This is a genomic window from Mycobacterium sp. NGS11, assembly GCF_059813315.1.
In genome coordinates, this window is sequence record NZ_JCALEJ010000005.1 from 293,637 (window position 1) to 308,640 (window position 15,004).

Here is a 15,004-nt window from a genome sequence, read left to right on the forward strand (position 1 = left end):
CGGTAGGTGTGTAATAACCCGTTGTGAGCCCGCTCACATGGGGGTCACACCGTTTCCCGGTTGAACGGACCGATCGCAGGAGAGATTCTTGTGCATATCCACCCATTGCCTCGGACACGGATGGGGCGAATCGCCTGGTCATGGTTGCGTCACCCGGTGAAAAGTCGTGAATTTCCGGCCAAGCATGAGCGTCTGGTGACCGCTCAGGACTTGCTGCTGTTCGGTGCGTGACGGCCCGGCCGACGCCGGCGGTGGCGCGGGCCGGGTTTGCTCAGCGGGCGCCGGGCGGAATTTTGCCGGACGGTTCGATGACGCCCCGTGAAAACGGCATCACCGATCCCATAGGCCCGAGTCGCGGATCGCCTCGGCGAGCGGTTCCAGCACGGCCGGGTCGTGTGGCGGGGGAAGGTAGACGATGCCCAGATCCAAGCCTTCGGCGGCCAGCCCGGCCGCGTCCTCGATGACTTTCCCGTAGTCCAGGTCCGGCTCCAGGCGCAGGTGCGCCGAGAGCGTGATCTCCTTGGGATCGCGGCCGATGTCCGCACAGTGCGAGGCCAGGACGTCACGCTTGTGGGCGAAGACGTCGGGCGGCCCGCCCACGAAGTTCCAGTGCTGGGCGTAGCGGGCGGTGATCCGCAGCGTGCGCTTCTCCCCACTGCCGCCGATGCAGATCGGCGGGTGCGGCCGCTGCGGACCCTTGGGCTCGTTGCGAGCACCCTTGAGCCGGTAGAACCTGCCGTCGAAATCGGTGGTCTCCTGGCTGAGCAGGCTGGTCAGCACCTCGCACGCCTCCTCGAAGCGGTCGAAGCGTTCCCTGATGCTGCCCAGTTCGATGCCGTAGGCGCCCGACTCCTCTTCGTTCCAGCCGGCACCGATCCCCAGCTCGAGCCGCCCGTTCGAAATGATGTCCAGCGCGGCAGCCATGTTGGCCAGCACCGCCGGGTGGCGGTAGTGGATCCCGGTCACCAAAGTCCCCACCCGCAGCCGCTTGGTGGCCTGCGCGAGCGCGGTCAGCGTCGTCCAGCCCTCCAGGCAGGGCCCGCTGCTGTCGGAGAAAATCGGATAGAAGTGGTCGAACGTCCAGCCGGACTCGTAGACCTCGATGTCATCGGCCGCTTGCCAGACGGCGAGCATCTGCGCCCAGGTGGTGTTCTGCGGGGAAGTCTTGAAAGCGAATCGCATGCCGACGACGTTAGCCGGTATTTATGAAGGGCAACTAAACTGAGGCCCGCGATGACTGCTGCATGTTGCTCCCTCGGAATAGACACCAAGATCACCCTGCTGGCGGCAGGCCTGATCTTTCTGCTCGCGCTGATCCTGGGCGTCTGGAAATACCGCGAGATGATGACGTCGGAGAACCACCTTGCGCATCCGTACGTCGACATCGCGCACCGGGCCGCGCTGCTGTATTCGTTCGCGACGCTGCTGCTGGCCGTCTTCGTTGCGCTGAGCGCCTGGCCGGTGTGGGTGAACCTGACGGCCGCCGGCGTTGTCGTCTTCTTTTTCGTGGCGGCGATCCTGGCCTACATCTACCACGGAGCGCGGCGCGACACCGTCAACCAATTCGAAAACGCCGACCGGAGTGTTGCGGTGGCGATGGCGGCGCTGATCGCCGGGGAGATCGGCGGGTTCGGCGTGCTGCTCGCCGGATTCGTCGCCGGCCAGCTCGTGTGAGCGGGGCGGGCACACTGGAATCATGGATCCGGTAGCGGCGTTACGGCAGATCGCCTACTTCAAGGACCGGAGCCGGCACGATCCCAGGCGGGTGATGGCCTATCGCAACGCGGCCGACATCATCGAGTCCCTCGACGAAGCAACCCGGGAACGGCACGGCCAGGCCAACAGCTGGCAGACGCTGCCTGGGATCGGCCCCAAGACCGCCAAGGTCATCGACCAGGCGTGGTCCGGCCGCGAGCCGGACCTGTTGGTCGAGTTGCGTTCCAGCGCCGAGGATCTCGGTGGCGGCGATATCCGGTCCGCGTTGCGCGGTGATCTGCATCTGCATTCCAACTGGTCGGACGGCTCGGCGCCGATCGAGGAGATGATGGCCAGCGCGGCGGCGCTGGGCCACGAGTACTGCGCGCTGACCGACCACTCGCCGAGGCTGACCATCGCCAACGGCCTCTCGCCGGAGCGGTTACGCAAGCAGCTCGATGTCATCGAGGGTTTACAGGAGCAGTTCGCGCCGATGCGCATCCTGACCGGGATCGAGGTCGACATCCTTGACGACGGCAGCCTCGATCAGGAACCCGAGCTGCTGGCGCGCCTCGACGTGGTGGTGGCGAGCGTGCATTCCAAGCTGTCGATGGACGCCCCGGCGATGACGCGGCGCATGCTGCGCGCGGTGGCCAACCCGCACACCGACGTGCTCGGTCACTGCACCGGCCGGCTGGTGTCGGGCAATCGCGGCATCCGGCCGGAATCCAAGTTCGACGCGGAGGCGGTGTTCACGGCATGCCGCGACCACGGCACGGCGGTCGAAATCAACTCCCGGCCCGAGCGCCGCGATCCGCCGTCCCGGCTGCTGAACCTGGCGCTGGAGCTCGGGTGCGTGTTCAGCATCGACACCGACGCCCACGCGCCCGGCCAGCTGGACTTCTTGGGTTACGACGCCCAGCGCGCGCTGGACGCCGGTGTTCCCGTCGACCGGATCGTGAACACCTGGCCCGCCGAGCGGCTGCTGGAGTGGACCGGCGCGAATTGAGGCGGCCGCTCAGACCCGCGCCGGTTCGGCGTGCTCGGGAACGGGTGCGCCGCTGCGGCCGGCGCCCTGCAGCAGGTTGGCGGCGCCGACTGTCGCGCAGGTCGCGGCCGGGATGAGCAACGCGTAACCCCCCAACCGGGCCCCGAACACGATCCCGGCCACGCCGCCGGCGAGGAATAACACGAGCGTCGTCGCCAGTATCGCCGTTTTCCAGTTCTTGATTCCGTGTAGGCGGCCGCGACCGAGGATCAGCCCGAGGTCGGTGACGGTGCCGGTGAAGTGCGTGGTGCGGATCGCCATTCCGCGAAAGCTCGATGTCAACCCGTTTTGCAGGCCGAGCGCCGCGGCGGCGAACAGCGCTTGCACCGCGGTTCGCTCGATGCCCAGGGCGTCGATCTGTGCACTGACCACGGTCTCCGCGGTTCCGGCCGCGGCGAGTGCGAGCAAGGCTGCCTCGAGGAAGAGCACGGTGGCGTGGCGTGGGCCCGCCAGAGCATCGGTGGGTGCGAGGATGGCCCCGGCTATGGTCGCTCCCGTCAAGAAGCCCAGAAAGATTGCGCCGAGCACGTGGCCTTCGTACAGCCACGGGTTGGCCGTGTTCATGCCCAGCTGGGTGGTGATCCCGGTCAGATTACCGACGGGCACCGCCAAAATCAGCAGCGCCACGGCGTTGACGAAGCCGGCGGACAGAGCGAGTAACGCGCTGTAACCGAGTAGGAGACCCTCGCGGGGCAGGCCGGTGTCGCGGGATTGGCGCGGCGGCATCGGATTCAGTTGCTCACTTTCGAGGTCGGGTTTTGGCCAGCCTAACAATCGGGCCGTCGCACAAGCGGTGTCGCCAGGCTGATTCAAATCAACCTCACATCATCCAAAAGTCTTGTGGCAGCGAATAACTAGCGAGACCACCGACGACACATCAGTCGGGAAGGTGCGGGATTTCTGTACCCGGATCGCGGCCGACCAAAACCGCGGGCGTCAGCGCGGACTTGCCGTACCGATCCCGCACGCTGTCGATGGCCGCGTCGATGGCGAGTCGGTTGTTGTCGTCATCGAACGGCAGCGTCAGCTGTTGGGCACCGCTGCGGTCGATGCCCGACACCGCGAACCCGACCAGCGTCAGCCCGCGCGAAGCGATGAGCGGCGCGGCATCCGCGACCAGTTGGCGTGCGGCCGCCAGGAGGGGCGCCGTGGACGAGGTGGCCCACGGCAACGTGTGTGACCGGGTCGCGCGCGTGAAGTCGTCGAAGCGCAGCCGCAGGACCACGGTGCGACCGGTACGCCTCGCCGCCCGCATGCGGCCGGTGATGCGGTCGATAAGGTTCACCACCACCGCGTCGATATCGTTGTCCGACATGGTGTTTCCGGCGCGTCCCAGCGCCCGCTGAGCGCCGACGGACCGACGGCGCACACTGGTGGTCACCCGGCGGCGGTCGATATTGCGGGACAGCGCGTACAGCTGGCGGCCCATCGCACCGCCCACCATGGAGCCCAGCGCGGACTCGCTGAGCTCGGCGACGTCGGCGACGGTCACGATGCCGTGCGCGCGCAGCTTCTCGGCGGTCACCGCGCCGACGCCCCAGAGCCGGCGCACCGGCAGCGGCCGCAGGAACGTCAGCTCCTGATCGGGCGGCACCAGCAGTAGCCCGTCGGGCTTGGCTTCCTGGCTGGCGACCTTGGCGAGGAATTTCGTGCGGGCGACGCCGACGGTGATCGGCAGCCCGACGCGGTCGCGCACGTCGGCCCGCAGCCGCTCGGCGATGGCAACCGGCGTGCCGCTGACCCGGCGCAGCCCGCCGACGTCGAGGAACGCTTCGTCCACCGACAGCGCTTCGACGATCGGGGAGCAATCGCGGAACACCTCGAAGACGGCGTCACTCGCGCGCGAATACGCGCTCATCCGTGGGGGCACGACGACAGCGTGTGGGCACAGCCTTCGCGCCTGCGACCCGCCCATGGCCGTGCGCACGCCGTACGCCTTGGCCTCGTAGCTCGCGGCCAGCACCACACCGCCGCCCACGATCACCGGGCGGCCGCGCAGGGTGGGGTCGTCGCGCTGTTCGACGGACGCGTAGAACGAATCAAGGTCCGCGTGCAGGATGGAAGCGTCACTCCACACGAACACATGTTCGCATAGGGTGCCGACAGGTGCTGGTCAGCAGGCCTTGCCGTAGACGCTGCTGACCCAGACGTGCACCAGCGTGTCGAGCAGTTGCTCGTCGGGCACCGACGGCCGCCCGTCGGCGAACGAGCTGAGCATGACCTTTTCGTTGAGCAGGTTCAGTGCCGCGGAGAGATTGCGGGCCGGCAGGGTGACCGGCGCGGCGCCGCGGGCACGTTCGGCTTCGATCACGGTGGTGGTGTGCTCGACCCATTTCTCCATGAAGCGCGACCACAGCTCGCCGACGTCCTTGTTGGTGCGCGCGGCGTCGGCGGCCAGCGACACCGCCCGATGCGCCCCGAACGTCTCGACGAACACATTGATCCCGATGCGCCATAACGCTTTCAAGTCGGCGGGCGGATTGGCGACCATGGTCTCCAGCGCGGAGTCGGCTTCCATGATCACGCGCTCGAACAGGGTGAACAGCACCGCGTCCTTGGACGGGAAATAGAAGTAGAACGTCGGCCGCGACAGTCCTGCGCCCTTGGCCAGGTCGTCGACCGAGATGTCGGCGAGCGGGCGTTCTCTGAGCAGCCGCTCGGCGGTGGACAGGATGGCCAGTTCACGGTCGTCGCCAGACGGGCGCGCCGAACGCCTGCCTCGGTGGGTGCGGGCGGAACCGACGGTAGTCACGGGCGCTACTTTACACGGTGTTGAAAATTTCGACACAGTGTTGACTGTCTCAACACAGTGTTGATAACGTGGCCCTCATGACTGAGCACCTAGACGTCCTCATCGTGGGCGCCGGAATCTCCGGCGTGAGCGCGGCCTGGCACCTGCAGGAACGCTGCCCGACAAAGAGCTACGCCATCCTCGAACGGCGCGCCGACCTGGGCGGGACGTGGGACCTGTTCAAATACCCGGGCATCCGGTCGGACTCCGACATGTTCACCCTGGGCTTCCGGTTCAAGCCCTGGCGCTCGGCGAAGTCGATCGCCGACGGCGCCTCGATCAAGGCCTACATCAAAGAGGCCGCGGTCGAGAACCGGATCGAGCAGAACATCCGCTACCGCCACCGGGTGGTGGCCGCGGACTGGTCGGACACCGACAACCGCTGGACCGTGACCGTCGAACACGACGGCCACCAAAGCGAGATCACGTGCTCGTTCCTGTTCGCCTGCACCGGCTACTACAACTACGACGAGGGATATTCGCCCACCTTCCCCGGCTCGGACGACTTCAAGGGCACCATCGTCCACCCGCAGCACTGGCCGGAGGACCTCGACTATGCGGGCAAGCGGGTCGTCGTCATCGGGTCCGGCGCCACCGCGATCACCCTGATTCCCGCCCTGGTCAATTCGGGTGCCGGGCACGTCACGATGCTGCAACGCTCGCCGACCTACATCGGCTCGCTGCCCGGGGTCGATCCGTTCGCCGAGAAGGCCAACCGGCTGCTGCCCGACCACCTCGCACACATGGCCAATCGGTGGAAGGCCATCGCGTTCAGCACCTTTCAGTATCAGCTGTCCCGCAAGGCCCCCGGCTACATGCGCAAGACGTTGATGACCATGGCGCAGCGGCGCCTACCGAAGGGCTACGACGTCGAAAAGCACTTCGGCCCGCGCTACAACGTCTGGGACGAGCGGCTGTGCCTGGCACCTGACGGCGACTTCTTCCGGACCATCCGGCACGGTAAGGCCGACGTCGTCACCGACACCATCGACCGGTTCACCAAGACCGGTATCAAGCTCACCTCGGGTGAGGAGTTGGCGGCCGACATCATCGTCACCGCAACGGGATTGAACATGCAGTTGCTGGGCGGGGTGAAGCCGACCCGCAACGGCGAGGACATCGACCTGACCTCGCTGATGACCTACAAGGGCCTGATGTTCTCCGGCGTGCCGAACTTCGCCATCACCTTCGGATACACGAACGCGTCCTGGACGCTGAAGGCCGACCTGGTCTCCGAATTCGTCTGCCGGTTGCTGAACTACATGGACGCCAAGGGTTTTGAGTTCGTGGAGCCCCAGCATCCGGGCAACGCCGTCGACGAGCTGCCGTTCATGGACTTCACGCCCGGCTACTTCCGGCGCTCGATGCACCTGTTGCCCAAGTCGGGGTCGCGGGCACCGTGGCGGCTCAAGCAGAACTACTTCGTCGACATGCGCACGATCCGGCGCGGCAAGGTCGACGACGAAAGCTTGAAGTTCGCGAAAAAGCCGGCCCCAGTGGCGGTTTAGCGGTCACTGTCCTGCCGCGACGACGACGATCCCGTCGTCGTCGCTGTAGGCGATCTCGCCCGGCACGAACGTCACCCCGCCCAGGGTGACCTCGACGTCACGCTCGCCGGCGCCGGTCTTGGTGCTCTTGCGGGGGTTAGTGCCCAGCGCCTTGATGCCGATGTCCATGCCCCGCAACGTGGCCGAGTCGCGCACCGCGCCGTTGACGATCAGCCCGGCCCAGCCGTTGGAGCGGGCCAGCTCGGCGATGACGTCGCCGACCAGCGCGGTGTGCAGGGAGCCGTCGCCGTCGATGACCAGGACGCCACCGCCGCCCGGCTCCGAGAGCACCGATTTCAGCAGCGCGTTGTCCTGAAAGCACCGCACGGTGTGGATCGGCCCGGCGAACTCGGCCCGCCCCCCCAACTGGCGGAATTGCACGTCGCAACTGCGGACGTCGGGCCCGATGCTGTCGACGAGATCGGCCGTCGGCCGGAAAGGCACCGTCACTTCTGACACGTTGCGGCTCAGCGGCGGCGCAGCTGGCGGATGAGCAGGATGGCCAGCAGGCTCACCGCCAGCGCGACGAGGAGCGGCACCGGCGACTGACCCGCCGCCGGGCCCGCGACCGCGGGAGAGACCGGGTTGTTGGCGGCCTCCACCGTAGACTTCGCCTGTGCGGCAGCATCTTTGGCCGCGGCGGTCAGGTCGCCATTGCTTTCCGCGCGCTGCTGCACGTCGACCGGCGGCTCGGCCGGCCGCCCGGGGGGCTCCGGGGGCGCGGGTTCGGCCTTCTTTGCCGGCACCTTCTTGGCGGGTGCTTTCTTGGCCGGCGCCTTCTTGGCGGGCGCCTTTTTCGCAGGTGCTTTCTTGGCGGGCGCTTTGGCGGCCTTTTTCGCCGCCTCGGCGGGCGGCTTCTTCTCCGGCGGGGTGCCGGCGCCGTCGGGTGCGCTGTCGATTGGGTCCTGCGGGTCTGCCATGCGGCCGCTCCTTGAGCTTCCTCTGTCGTCGTTGCCCTTGCTCGCCGGGTTCAAGGTCCCATCATGCCAGGACGCCTCGGGGCACCTCGGTCGCCGGTGGCCGGGCACCGCTGTTACCGTCGGCCCCGCGCCGCCCACCACGCGCCGCCGGCGACGAGCGCCACCGCGACCGCCACGAAAGGCCAGACCGGGAGCGCGCCGCCGCCGTCCCGACCCGCCACGGGGGGCCCCGGCGTGCCGGTCCCGGGCACGGTGAGCCCAAACGACCACGACCCGGACACCACGTGGCCGTCGGCGGACGTGACGCGGTAGTTCACCGTGTACGTCCCGGCCGGCCCGAGCGCGCGCAGGGCAATGCCGACCACCGCGCCCTGCACGGCGGGCTCGCCTTCGGACCACACGTTGCCGTCGGGCCCGACCACCGTCATGGCGGCGAACGTGGTCTGCAACTGCTCGTTGAAGGTGGCGCTCACCCGCTGCGGAGCGGCCGTCAGCGCCGCATCGGCCGCGGGATCGGTGGATATGCGGGCGGCGTGAGCCGACGCGGCCGGCGCGGTCAGCGCGGCGATCACGAACATGACGGCGACGCACGCACCAACCGCCAGGCGCCTCATGCCCGGCGGCGGATCAGTGCGACGGCGACGCCCGCGGCCGCGACCACCAGAGCCACGCCCCCCAGCAGCCGGGCGGTGTTGTCGGCCGCGGTCGACCGCGCCGCGGCGGGCGCGGGGCTGGGCGACCCGTGGTGTTGATGTGCACCCGCCGGGGCCGTGGCGAGGCTGATCGTGGGCACCGGGTGCTCCGGCTCGCCCCCGTCGGGCAGCGGTGGCTGGTCCCACTTCACGACGGTTCCGTCGGCGTAGGTCTGCGTGGCGGGGAAGCTGACGGTATCGGTGTCGGGCAGCTTCACCGACAACCGGAACAGCCCGAATTGATCTGGCCCGATCCCGCCGGTGAGGTTGGCCGTCCACGTCACCGAACGCACGGTGCCCGACGCGGCGTCCCGGTCGAGCTTGGCCGTCCAGCCGGGCAGGCTTTCGGTGCGCGCCGATGCGACGTTGGGAAGCGTGACGGTCAGCGCGGTGGTGAGCGCCCCGGTGTTCGATTCGTTGGGCACCTGGAACGTGACGATCGCCATGGCCCCGCGGACCGCGTTGTCGCTGCTGGCGTGCACGTGCGCCCAAGCGGCGGGGGTTTGGGCCGCCGTTCCGAGACAAAGCGCGACGGCCGAGAGGGTCGCGATCAGGCTGCGCGAGATCCACCTGCTGCGCGTTGACATCAAGGTGCTGCGTTCCGTGCGGGTGGTCAGCTCAGCCCGAGGCGGGCCATCAGGTCCGCCTCGATCCCGTCCAGCTGCGACGAGATGGCGGAGTGGGCCGCGCGGCGCCGTGCGGCGGGCATGTTCTCCGCGGCGGTGATCGCCGCCGACAGATCGGTGAGCCGCTCGCCGATCGCGGACACGAACTGCTTGGTCTCGGCATCCTTGGGCTTCTTGTCCTGCACCATCCGCAGCGACTTCTCCGCCCCCGCGATGCGGGCCGACAACTGGGCGCCGTGACCGGAGAACTGGCCGATCTGGGCCAAAGGAATGCCGAGCTGGTCCGCGCGGCGCTGATCGATCTGCGCGCGGACCGCGACGGCCGCACGGTAGATCAACGGGGTGAGGATCGGGGCGAGCAGCCGAGCTACCGTCAGCACCCGGCGGATTCGGGTGGGTGAGAAGACCTTGCCCTCCCGCACGGCTTTGAGTTCGGCCTCGGCGACTTTCAGTGCATTGCGGTCGGTGTCGCGTTGCGCCTTGAGCTGCGCGCGCAGCGCCTTGGCCTCCGCCCGCTGCGCGGATTTGACGCGGCGAACCTCGTTCTTGGCCGCCAGCTTGGCCTCGAGCTTCGCGCGGGCCTTGATCGCCCGGGCTTCAGCGCGACGCGTCGCGCGACTCTTTCGCTTGCCGAACAAGCCCATTCCCGGCCGCCTCCCGGTTATCTCGTGGATTAGCTCTCGCGTTTACGCGATCCGCTGAGCCAACCCTAATCGGAATCGGCGGGCGGCAACCCCCCAGGGCGGGCCCTACAACCGGTGGCCAGGCGCGGACGTCAGGCGTCCAGGTGCTCGGCCCGGCGTAGCTCGCTGACGCGCTCCATGACCTCACGCTGCGCCTCGGGGGAAAGCTCGGCCGTGCGCACCGCGATGCGCCGCACATTGTCGTCGCGCGTCGTGGCCAACCACGACAACTCCTTGTCGAGCTTCTCGTAGTACTCGTCGTCGGTGAAGTAGGCCGACTTGATCCGGAAGAAGTTGGCCAGAGCGGCCATGGTCGCCGTCGACGGGTTGGTGCGGTTACCGGAACGCAGCTGAGAGAGGTAGGGAGCCGACATCGTGATGCCCTCCGCCTTGAGCGCCGCGATCACTTCGGCAGAGGTGTGCGGCCCGCGTCCGGGCGGATACACCGTGTCGAACAGGCGGTTCAGGCGAGCAGCGAACGTCGTGCTCATCGATATGACCTCCACTTGGCTGTAGAAGTGAACTATTACCTAGGTGTATTTGCTGACCATGGTAGCGAGGCTTGGTAACCCTAACCAGGTGCAAACCCCCGGGGAACGCCGCCCGGCATAGCTGGCGGCTACCAATTCCTCACTTGACGAGCGTCTAACTGATTCGCTGGGGTGTCCACTAAATCTATGGAACTCACAGGTTATCCGCAGAATTCGGCGGTCGTCGCGACGTGGCGGGCGAATGCCCCGCTGACGGGTGCGATAATATGTCGCGCGGTGCTGGGCGATCGCTCCGCAACGAATCAGCAACCTGGGGCGATTCGGCACGCCCTTTGCTGCCGAGTGCGAAAACGCGCTTCCGTGCCCGGGAAACGGCACCCGGACGTCGGTGGGCGAGGCGTCGTTAACTTAGCCGGTACCGGGCCGCCCCGCGCCGATCGCCGCAACGGTTCGGCGGCGCCGCAGCGTTTGCGCGACCGCGATTACGGCCGCGATGACCGCCACGGCGATGGTCGCGGCGACGGCCACCCAGCGCCAGCCCAGCGCGCTGTCGAACAGCATCCACAGCCCGAAGGCGAGGAATAGCAGGCCGGCCACTGCGTGCAGCAGTTTCTCCGGCAGGCGCCGGTGCAGCAACCGTCCCGCGGCGATCGCCAAACCGTCGGCCAGCACCATGCCCACCGTCGAACCGAGCCACACCCCTATCCAGTCGTGATCGCTGGCCAACGTCACGGTCGCCAACGCGGTCTTGTCGCTCACCTCCGCGAGCGCGAACGACGACACCACGGTCAGGAAGGCGAATCGCGGTTCGCGCTGCTGCGACACCGCCTCGTCGGTCGCCGCGCCCTCACGCCAAGCCCATACCGCGAACGCGACGAACGCGAACGCCGACACGAAGGCGAGCGGCCGCGCCGGCAGGGCAGCGCCCAGGAAGTGGCCGACGGTCACCGCCACTCCGTGCACTGTGAAAGCGGCGAGCGCCACCCCGCTCAACACCACCCACCACCGGTAGCGCAGGGCGTAGGTCATGGTGATCAGCTGGGACCTGTCACCGAGCTCGGCGACGAACACCACGCCGAGCGTCAACAGCGTGGCGGCGAGCATGGCGGACGACCTTTCGACACGTCGTCGACGACAAGTCGTCGAACTCCGGTCGAAGGTCTCGCCCACCGGGTGAACCGGTTCGCCGGCCGGGCTGTGCGCCAGTATGTCGACTCGACGATTGGGGGCTACTCCCCTTCGCTAACGATCCCAGGCTAATGGGGCCGCTCGGCGTCCGCCAGCGGGATAGCGGAGTTCGGCCGGCCATATTTCCGGCATCCGAGACCCGAACTGTTCCCGGGCATTTCGCTATGCGGCGAGCAGCATTGCCAGTATTGCCGTATCGGGGTGAGTGATCGGGTCGACGCCGACCCGGCTCACCATCGAGGTGATGGTGCCGTCCGCTTCCGCCTCCACCCAGGCCGCCCGATGCTCGAGTCCCAGATATGGCAACCCGGGCAGCAATACGCACCCCGAGGCCGCCCCGGTGCATTCGGGCAGTGACGGCGTCGTTTCCGAGGGCGGGTGCAGCATCAGCAGGGCCGGCGGCTGATGATCTGCGAAATAGCCCGGCTGGATAGCGGATTCACCGAATACCGTGCCCTCGGCCAGCACCAGCCCAACCGTGCCGGGCTCGGGCTCGTCCGGCAGTTCCTCACGTGCTCCGAAGACCGTTGTGGTGGAAAGCAATCCGGGCAAAGACGCGACTCTGACCGCGACCATGAGCAGCTGGGCCCATTCTTTGGTCGAGTCGGGCCAGCGCCCGGAGATCACGAACCCTTTCAAGGCCCCGCGGGAATGGAACGGGGAAATCCCGATAGGTCCGTCCGACCCAGTTTCCATTTCGACCTCCGCGCGACGCCTCCGCTTGGAATAACCACACTGGTAAGCCCGAATAATTAAGCATGCCTGCGGTTTAGGCGCGGTGCAACACGACACGGTCTGCGGCGCACGCGCGCTTTCCGGCAGTCGATCAATGGTCAGAAAACGACGGGGACGCCGCGCCTATCGCGCGACGCCCCCGCCGATGGAGATGAAACTCAGCCGAAAATCAGGCCCTGCGTTTGCGACGTCGCAGCCGCGTAGCGCTTCTGCACGTCCGCCCAGTTGACGACGTTCCAGAAGGCCTTCACGTAATCCGCCTTGACATTCTTGTACTGCAGGTAGAAGGCGTGCTCCCACATGTCGACCTGCAGCAAGGGGATGATGCCCAGCGGAACGTTGGCCTGCTGGTCGTACAGCTGGAAGGTCAGCAGCCGGTTGCCGAGGGTGTCATAGCCCAGGACCGCCCAGCCCGACCCCTGCAGGCCGTTGGCGGCGGCGCTGAACTGCGCGCGGAAGCGGTCGAAGGATCCGAACGCGTCGTCGATCGCGGCGGCCAATTCGCCAGTCGGCTTGTCGCCGCCGTCCGGCGACAGGTTCTTCCACCAGATCGAGTGGTTGACGTGACCGCCCAGGTGGAAAGCGAGGTTCTTTTCGTTCAGGAAGATCGCAGCATGGTCCTCATTGGCGCGGGCCTCTTCGAGCTTGGACAGAGCGTCGTTCACACCTTTGACGTAAGTGGCGTGGTGCTTACTGTGGTGGATCTCGTTGATCTGCCCCGAGATGTGCGGTTCCAACGCTGCATAGTCCCAGTCCAAGTCGGGCAGGGTGTATTCAGCCACGGCGTTCCTTTCTTCGGTTGTCGTCTTGACGCTCAGTCGCGCGGGACCGCCTCACGGCGGCCAGCCGTTATCAACCCTGCTCCATGGCCGCGCGCTCCGCAAGAACGACGCTTGTGAGCCGAGACGCGGATACCCGCTCGGCGGAAATTCAAGACAAGACGATGATCACGAGCACGGCGAGCAACGCCAGGGCGATCAACCCGGCGCGCAGTGCGGCGATGCTGTAGCTGTGATTCCACGCCGCCGAACCGCAGTACGACTTCGACGGGTCCGGTGCAGCCGGACCGAACGAATGCGTGGCCATCAGTCGCCTTCCACCCCAGTCACCCCGTCTCAGTGAGGTGAGTCACAAATACATTTCGCGAACGCGATCATAGCGCTTCATAGCGAGCTTGAGAAATGATGCACTGAGCTCTGCGTTGGCGATAACCGCAGGGCATCCGGGGGACACGGATCGGCGGCTGGTACGGCCGTGCCATTGCTTAGCAAGGCAAGTTATTTCGCTCAGCGACCGGGCTGGGGGCCGTCGGGACGTGGGTGAAAGCCCGGCTTGTTATCCACAGAGACAATACGGTCTGCCGCCAGAGGCTGTAGCGATGCTTTCTGTACCCACTTTGGGGGTGTGGATAAACCTGTGGAAACTGTGGATAGTCTTCGGCGGGTGGGTCGGTTGCCGAGTTGGCTCCTACGGACGTCGCGCACCGGCCGCGGCCGGCGGTCCCCCGGCCCGCGTCGGGACGGCGTTAGTCTGGTCCGGTGATCCAGGTGTGCTCCCAGTGCGGCACGCGCTGGAACGTGCGCGATCGACAACGCGAATGGTGTCCCCGCTGCCGTGGGGCCCTGATGGCGCCCACGCAGGATGGCCCCCCGGCCGACCCGCGGTGGAGTGCGCCCGGCGCACCGACGCAGGCCCGCCCGCCGGCGGCGCCGAGGTGGCAGCGCACGCCGCCGCGGCTTCCGCCCGGCTACCGCTGGATAGCGGTGCGGCCCGGGGCAGCGCCGCCGACCCGCCGCGGCCGCCGTCCACTCGGCCCCACGCCTCGCTACGCCGTCATACCGCGCTGGGGATTGACCGACCGCGTCGAGCAGACGGCCGCCGCCGCGGCAGCACCCGCGCAGGCCGGGCCGCCCGCGCAGATCGTCCGCACCACCTCCTTCGTCAGCGTCCTGGTGCTCAGCATCGCCGCCCTGGTCTACGTGGTGCGGTACGTGCTGCTGGTGATCAACCGGAACACGTTGCTGAACTCATGGGTCGCGATCGGAGCGGACTGGCTCGGCGTGCTCGCCAGCGTTGGCGCGGGTGCGGCGGTGATCGCCTCGGGCGTGCAGCTGATCCGTTGGATGATCGCCCGCCGCGCCGCCGTTTTCGCCCATCACGGGTTGCCCGAACAACGCTCGCCACGGGCGCTGTGGGCGGGCTGCGTCGTGCCGCTGGCCAACCTGCTGTGGGCCCCGGTGTACGTGATCGAGCTGGCGCTACTCGAAGAGCATTACGCCCACCTGCGCAAGGCCATCCTTCAGTGGTGGGGCGCGTGGGTGTGCAGCTACGCCGTGTCCATCGCGGCCATCGCGACCAGCTTCGCCACCGACGCGCAGGGCATCGCCAACAACACCGTTCTGATGGTCTTCGCGTACCTCTTCGCGGCCGCGACGCTGGCCGCCGCCACCCGCGTCTTCGAGGGATTCCAGCGCAAACCCGTCGCGCGGCCTGCGCATCGCTGGGTCGCGGTTCCCGACGACCGGCCCGCCGCGCCGGCGTCGACCGATCCGGTTGAGTTGAAGGGGCAGGAACCGGCAGCATAGGGG

The 15,004-nt window shown here is 67.6% G+C and carries 19 protein-coding genes; 5 read left to right on the forward strand and 14 right to left on the reverse strand.

Features of this window, described 5'->3' with window-relative positions; genetic code table 11:
- The first annotated feature begins 60 nt into the window (after window positions 1-60).
- A complete protein-coding gene (locus AC5Y4T_RS09850; protein ID WP_499917695.1) occupies window positions 61-231 on the forward strand; it encodes a hypothetical protein in 171 nt (56 codons plus the stop codon).
- A 99-nt stretch (window positions 232-330) separates the two neighbouring features.
- Here the strand turns inward: AC5Y4T_RS09850 and AC5Y4T_RS09855 are convergent, their stop codons facing one another.
- Complete coding sequence (locus AC5Y4T_RS09855) at window positions 331-1,182, reverse strand: LLM class F420-dependent oxidoreductase (protein ID WP_499952845.1); 852 nt, start codon at window positions 1,180-1,182, stop codon at window positions 331-333.
- 51 nt (window positions 1,183-1,233) lie between these two features.
- On the opposite strand from AC5Y4T_RS09855, the gene AC5Y4T_RS09860 reads away from it, so the two are divergent.
- Both AC5Y4T_RS09860 and AC5Y4T_RS09865 read left to right on the forward strand, forming a co-directional pair.
- On the forward strand, window positions 1,234-1,674 hold the full coding sequence (locus AC5Y4T_RS09860; RefSeq protein WP_499917305.1) for a hypothetical protein: 441 nt from the start codon (window positions 1,234-1,236) through the stop codon (window positions 1,672-1,674).
- 22 nt (window positions 1,675-1,696) lie between these two features.
- On the forward strand, window positions 1,697-2,704 hold the full coding sequence (locus AC5Y4T_RS09865; protein WP_499952846.1) for a PHP domain-containing protein: 1,008 nt from the start codon (window positions 1,697-1,699) through the stop codon (window positions 2,702-2,704).
- A 9-nt stretch (window positions 2,705-2,713) separates the two neighbouring features.
- Here AC5Y4T_RS09865 and AC5Y4T_RS09870 read toward each other — a convergent pair whose 3' ends face one another.
- From AC5Y4T_RS09870 to AC5Y4T_RS09880, 3 genes are all read right to left on the reverse strand, one after another.
- On the reverse strand, window positions 2,714-3,469 hold the full coding sequence (locus AC5Y4T_RS09870; RefSeq protein WP_499947271.1) for a YoaK family protein: 756 nt from the start codon (window positions 3,467-3,469) through the stop codon (window positions 2,714-2,716).
- Window positions 3,470-3,620: 151 nt separating this feature from the next.
- Window positions 3,621-4,826 (reverse strand): DNA polymerase IV, encoded by a 1,206-nt coding sequence (dinB, locus tag AC5Y4T_RS09875; RefSeq protein WP_499952847.1) that lies wholly within the window; start codon window positions 4,824-4,826, stop codon window positions 3,621-3,623.
- Window positions 4,827-4,856: 30 nt separating this feature from the next.
- On the reverse strand, window positions 4,857-5,495 hold the full coding sequence (locus AC5Y4T_RS09880) for a TetR/AcrR family transcriptional regulator (RefSeq protein WP_499947273.1): 639 nt from the start codon (window positions 5,493-5,495) through the stop codon (window positions 4,857-4,859).
- 77 nt (window positions 5,496-5,572) lie between these two features.
- Here AC5Y4T_RS09880 and AC5Y4T_RS09885 point away from each other — a divergent pair, with 77 nt between their 5' ends.
- On the forward strand, window positions 5,573-7,042 hold the full coding sequence (locus AC5Y4T_RS09885; protein WP_499952848.1) for a flavin-containing monooxygenase: 1,470 nt from the start codon (window positions 5,573-5,575) through the stop codon (window positions 7,040-7,042).
- Window positions 7,043-7,045: 3 nt separating this feature from the next.
- On the opposite strand, the gene rraA is transcribed toward AC5Y4T_RS09885, so the two are convergent.
- The 10 genes from rraA to AC5Y4T_RS09935 form a co-directional block, all read right to left on the reverse strand.
- Window positions 7,046-7,531: a ribonuclease E activity regulator RraA gene (gene rraA / locus AC5Y4T_RS09890; RefSeq protein WP_499952849.1), complete on the reverse strand. Its 486-nt coding sequence runs from the start codon at window positions 7,529-7,531 to the stop codon at window positions 7,046-7,048.
- Window positions 7,532-7,548: 17 nt separating this feature from the next.
- The gene (locus AC5Y4T_RS09895; RefSeq protein WP_499952850.1) at window positions 7,549-8,001 is read right to left on the reverse strand and encodes an Rv3852 family protein; all 453 of its coding nucleotides are present in this window, start codon (window positions 7,999-8,001) and stop codon (window positions 7,549-7,551) included.
- A gap of 113 nt (window positions 8,002-8,114) precedes the next feature.
- Window positions 8,115-8,615, reverse strand: a complete 501-nt coding sequence (locus tag AC5Y4T_RS09900; RefSeq protein ID WP_499952851.1) for a copper resistance CopC family protein — start codon at window positions 8,613-8,615, stop codon at window positions 8,115-8,117.
- Entirely contained in the window at window positions 8,612-9,280 is a 669-nt protein-coding gene (locus AC5Y4T_RS09905; protein ID WP_499952852.1) for a YcnI family copper-binding membrane protein, read from the reverse strand. Before AC5Y4T_RS09905 ends, AC5Y4T_RS09900 begins: the two co-directional genes overlap by 4 nt.
- Before the next feature lie 26 nt (window positions 9,281-9,306).
- Window positions 9,307-9,963, reverse strand: coding sequence for a DUF6474 family protein (locus AC5Y4T_RS09910; protein WP_499952853.1), 657 nt, complete (start codon window positions 9,961-9,963; stop codon window positions 9,307-9,309).
- 131 nt (window positions 9,964-10,094) lie between these two features.
- Window positions 10,095-10,493, reverse strand: coding sequence for a transcriptional regulator (locus AC5Y4T_RS09915; RefSeq protein ID WP_499917294.1), 399 nt, complete (start codon window positions 10,491-10,493; stop codon window positions 10,095-10,097).
- A gap of 408 nt (window positions 10,494-10,901) precedes the next feature.
- A complete protein-coding gene (locus AC5Y4T_RS09920; RefSeq protein WP_499952854.1) occupies window positions 10,902-11,597 on the reverse strand; it encodes a TMEM165/GDT1 family protein in 696 nt (231 codons plus the stop codon).
- Between the two features lie 246 nt (window positions 11,598-11,843).
- Complete coding sequence (locus tag AC5Y4T_RS09925; RefSeq protein WP_499917292.1) at window positions 11,844-12,377, reverse strand: peptidase; 534 nt, start codon at window positions 12,375-12,377, stop codon at window positions 11,844-11,846.
- 197 nt (window positions 12,378-12,574) lie between these two features.
- A complete protein-coding gene (locus tag AC5Y4T_RS09930) occupies window positions 12,575-13,198 on the reverse strand; it encodes a superoxide dismutase (protein WP_499917291.1) in 624 nt (207 codons plus the stop codon).
- 148 nt (window positions 13,199-13,346) lie between these two features.
- Entirely contained in the window at window positions 13,347-13,502 is a 156-nt protein-coding gene (locus AC5Y4T_RS09935; RefSeq protein WP_197694716.1) for a hypothetical protein, read from the reverse strand.
- Window positions 13,503-13,954: 452 nt separating this feature from the next.
- Here AC5Y4T_RS09935 and AC5Y4T_RS09940 point away from each other — a divergent pair, with 452 nt between their 5' ends.
- A complete protein-coding gene (locus AC5Y4T_RS09940; RefSeq protein ID WP_499947281.1) occupies window positions 13,955-15,001 on the forward strand; it encodes a DUF4328 domain-containing protein in 1,047 nt (348 codons plus the stop codon).
- Window positions 15,002-15,004 lie beyond the last annotated feature (3 nt).

Bases quoted from the DNA above. Each gene is read 5' to 3' on its own strand.
- AC5Y4T_RS09865 (WP_499952846.1), top strand. From the start codon at position 1,697: ATGGATCCGGTAGCGGCGTTACGGCAGATCGCCTACTTCAAGGACCGG.
- AC5Y4T_RS09885 (WP_499952848.1), top strand. From the start codon at position 5,573: ATGACTGAGCACCTAGACGTCCTCATCGTGGGCGCCGGAATCTCCGGC.
- AC5Y4T_RS09895 (WP_499952850.1), bottom strand. From the start codon at position 8,001: ATGGCAGACCCGCAGGACCCAATCGACAGCGCACCCGACGGCGCCGGC.
- AC5Y4T_RS09905 (WP_499952852.1), bottom strand. From the start codon at position 9,280: ATGTCAACGCGCAGCAGGTGGATCTCGCGCAGCCTGATCGCGACCCTC.
- AC5Y4T_RS09920 (WP_499952854.1), bottom strand. From the start codon at position 11,597: ATGCTCGCCGCCACGCTGTTGACGCTCGGCGTGGTGTTCGTCGCCGAG.
- AC5Y4T_RS09900 (WP_499952851.1), bottom strand. From the start codon at position 8,615: ATGAGGCGCCTGGCGGTTGGTGCGTGCGTCGCCGTCATGTTCGTGATC.
- AC5Y4T_RS09860 (WP_499917305.1), top strand. From the start codon at position 1,234: ATGACTGCTGCATGTTGCTCCCTCGGAATAGACACCAAGATCACCCTG.
- AC5Y4T_RS09855 (WP_499952845.1), bottom strand. From the start codon at position 1,182: ATGCGATTCGCTTTCAAGACTTCCCCGCAGAACACCACCTGGGCGCAG.
- AC5Y4T_RS09925 (WP_499917292.1), bottom strand. From the start codon at position 12,377: ATGGAAACTGGGTCGGACGGACCTATCGGGATTTCCCCGTTCCATTCC.
- AC5Y4T_RS09915 (WP_499917294.1), bottom strand. From the start codon at position 10,493: ATGAGCACGACGTTCGCTGCTCGCCTGAACCGCCTGTTCGACACGGTG.
- AC5Y4T_RS09910 (WP_499952853.1), bottom strand. From the start codon at position 9,963: ATGGGCTTGTTCGGCAAGCGAAAGAGTCGCGCGACGCGTCGCGCTGAA.
- AC5Y4T_RS09870 (WP_499947271.1), bottom strand. From the start codon at position 3,469: ATGCCGCCGCGCCAATCCCGCGACACCGGCCTGCCCCGCGAGGGTCTC.
- AC5Y4T_RS09935 (WP_197694716.1), bottom strand. From the start codon at position 13,502: ATGGCCACGCATTCGTTCGGTCCGGCTGCACCGGACCCGTCGAAGTCG.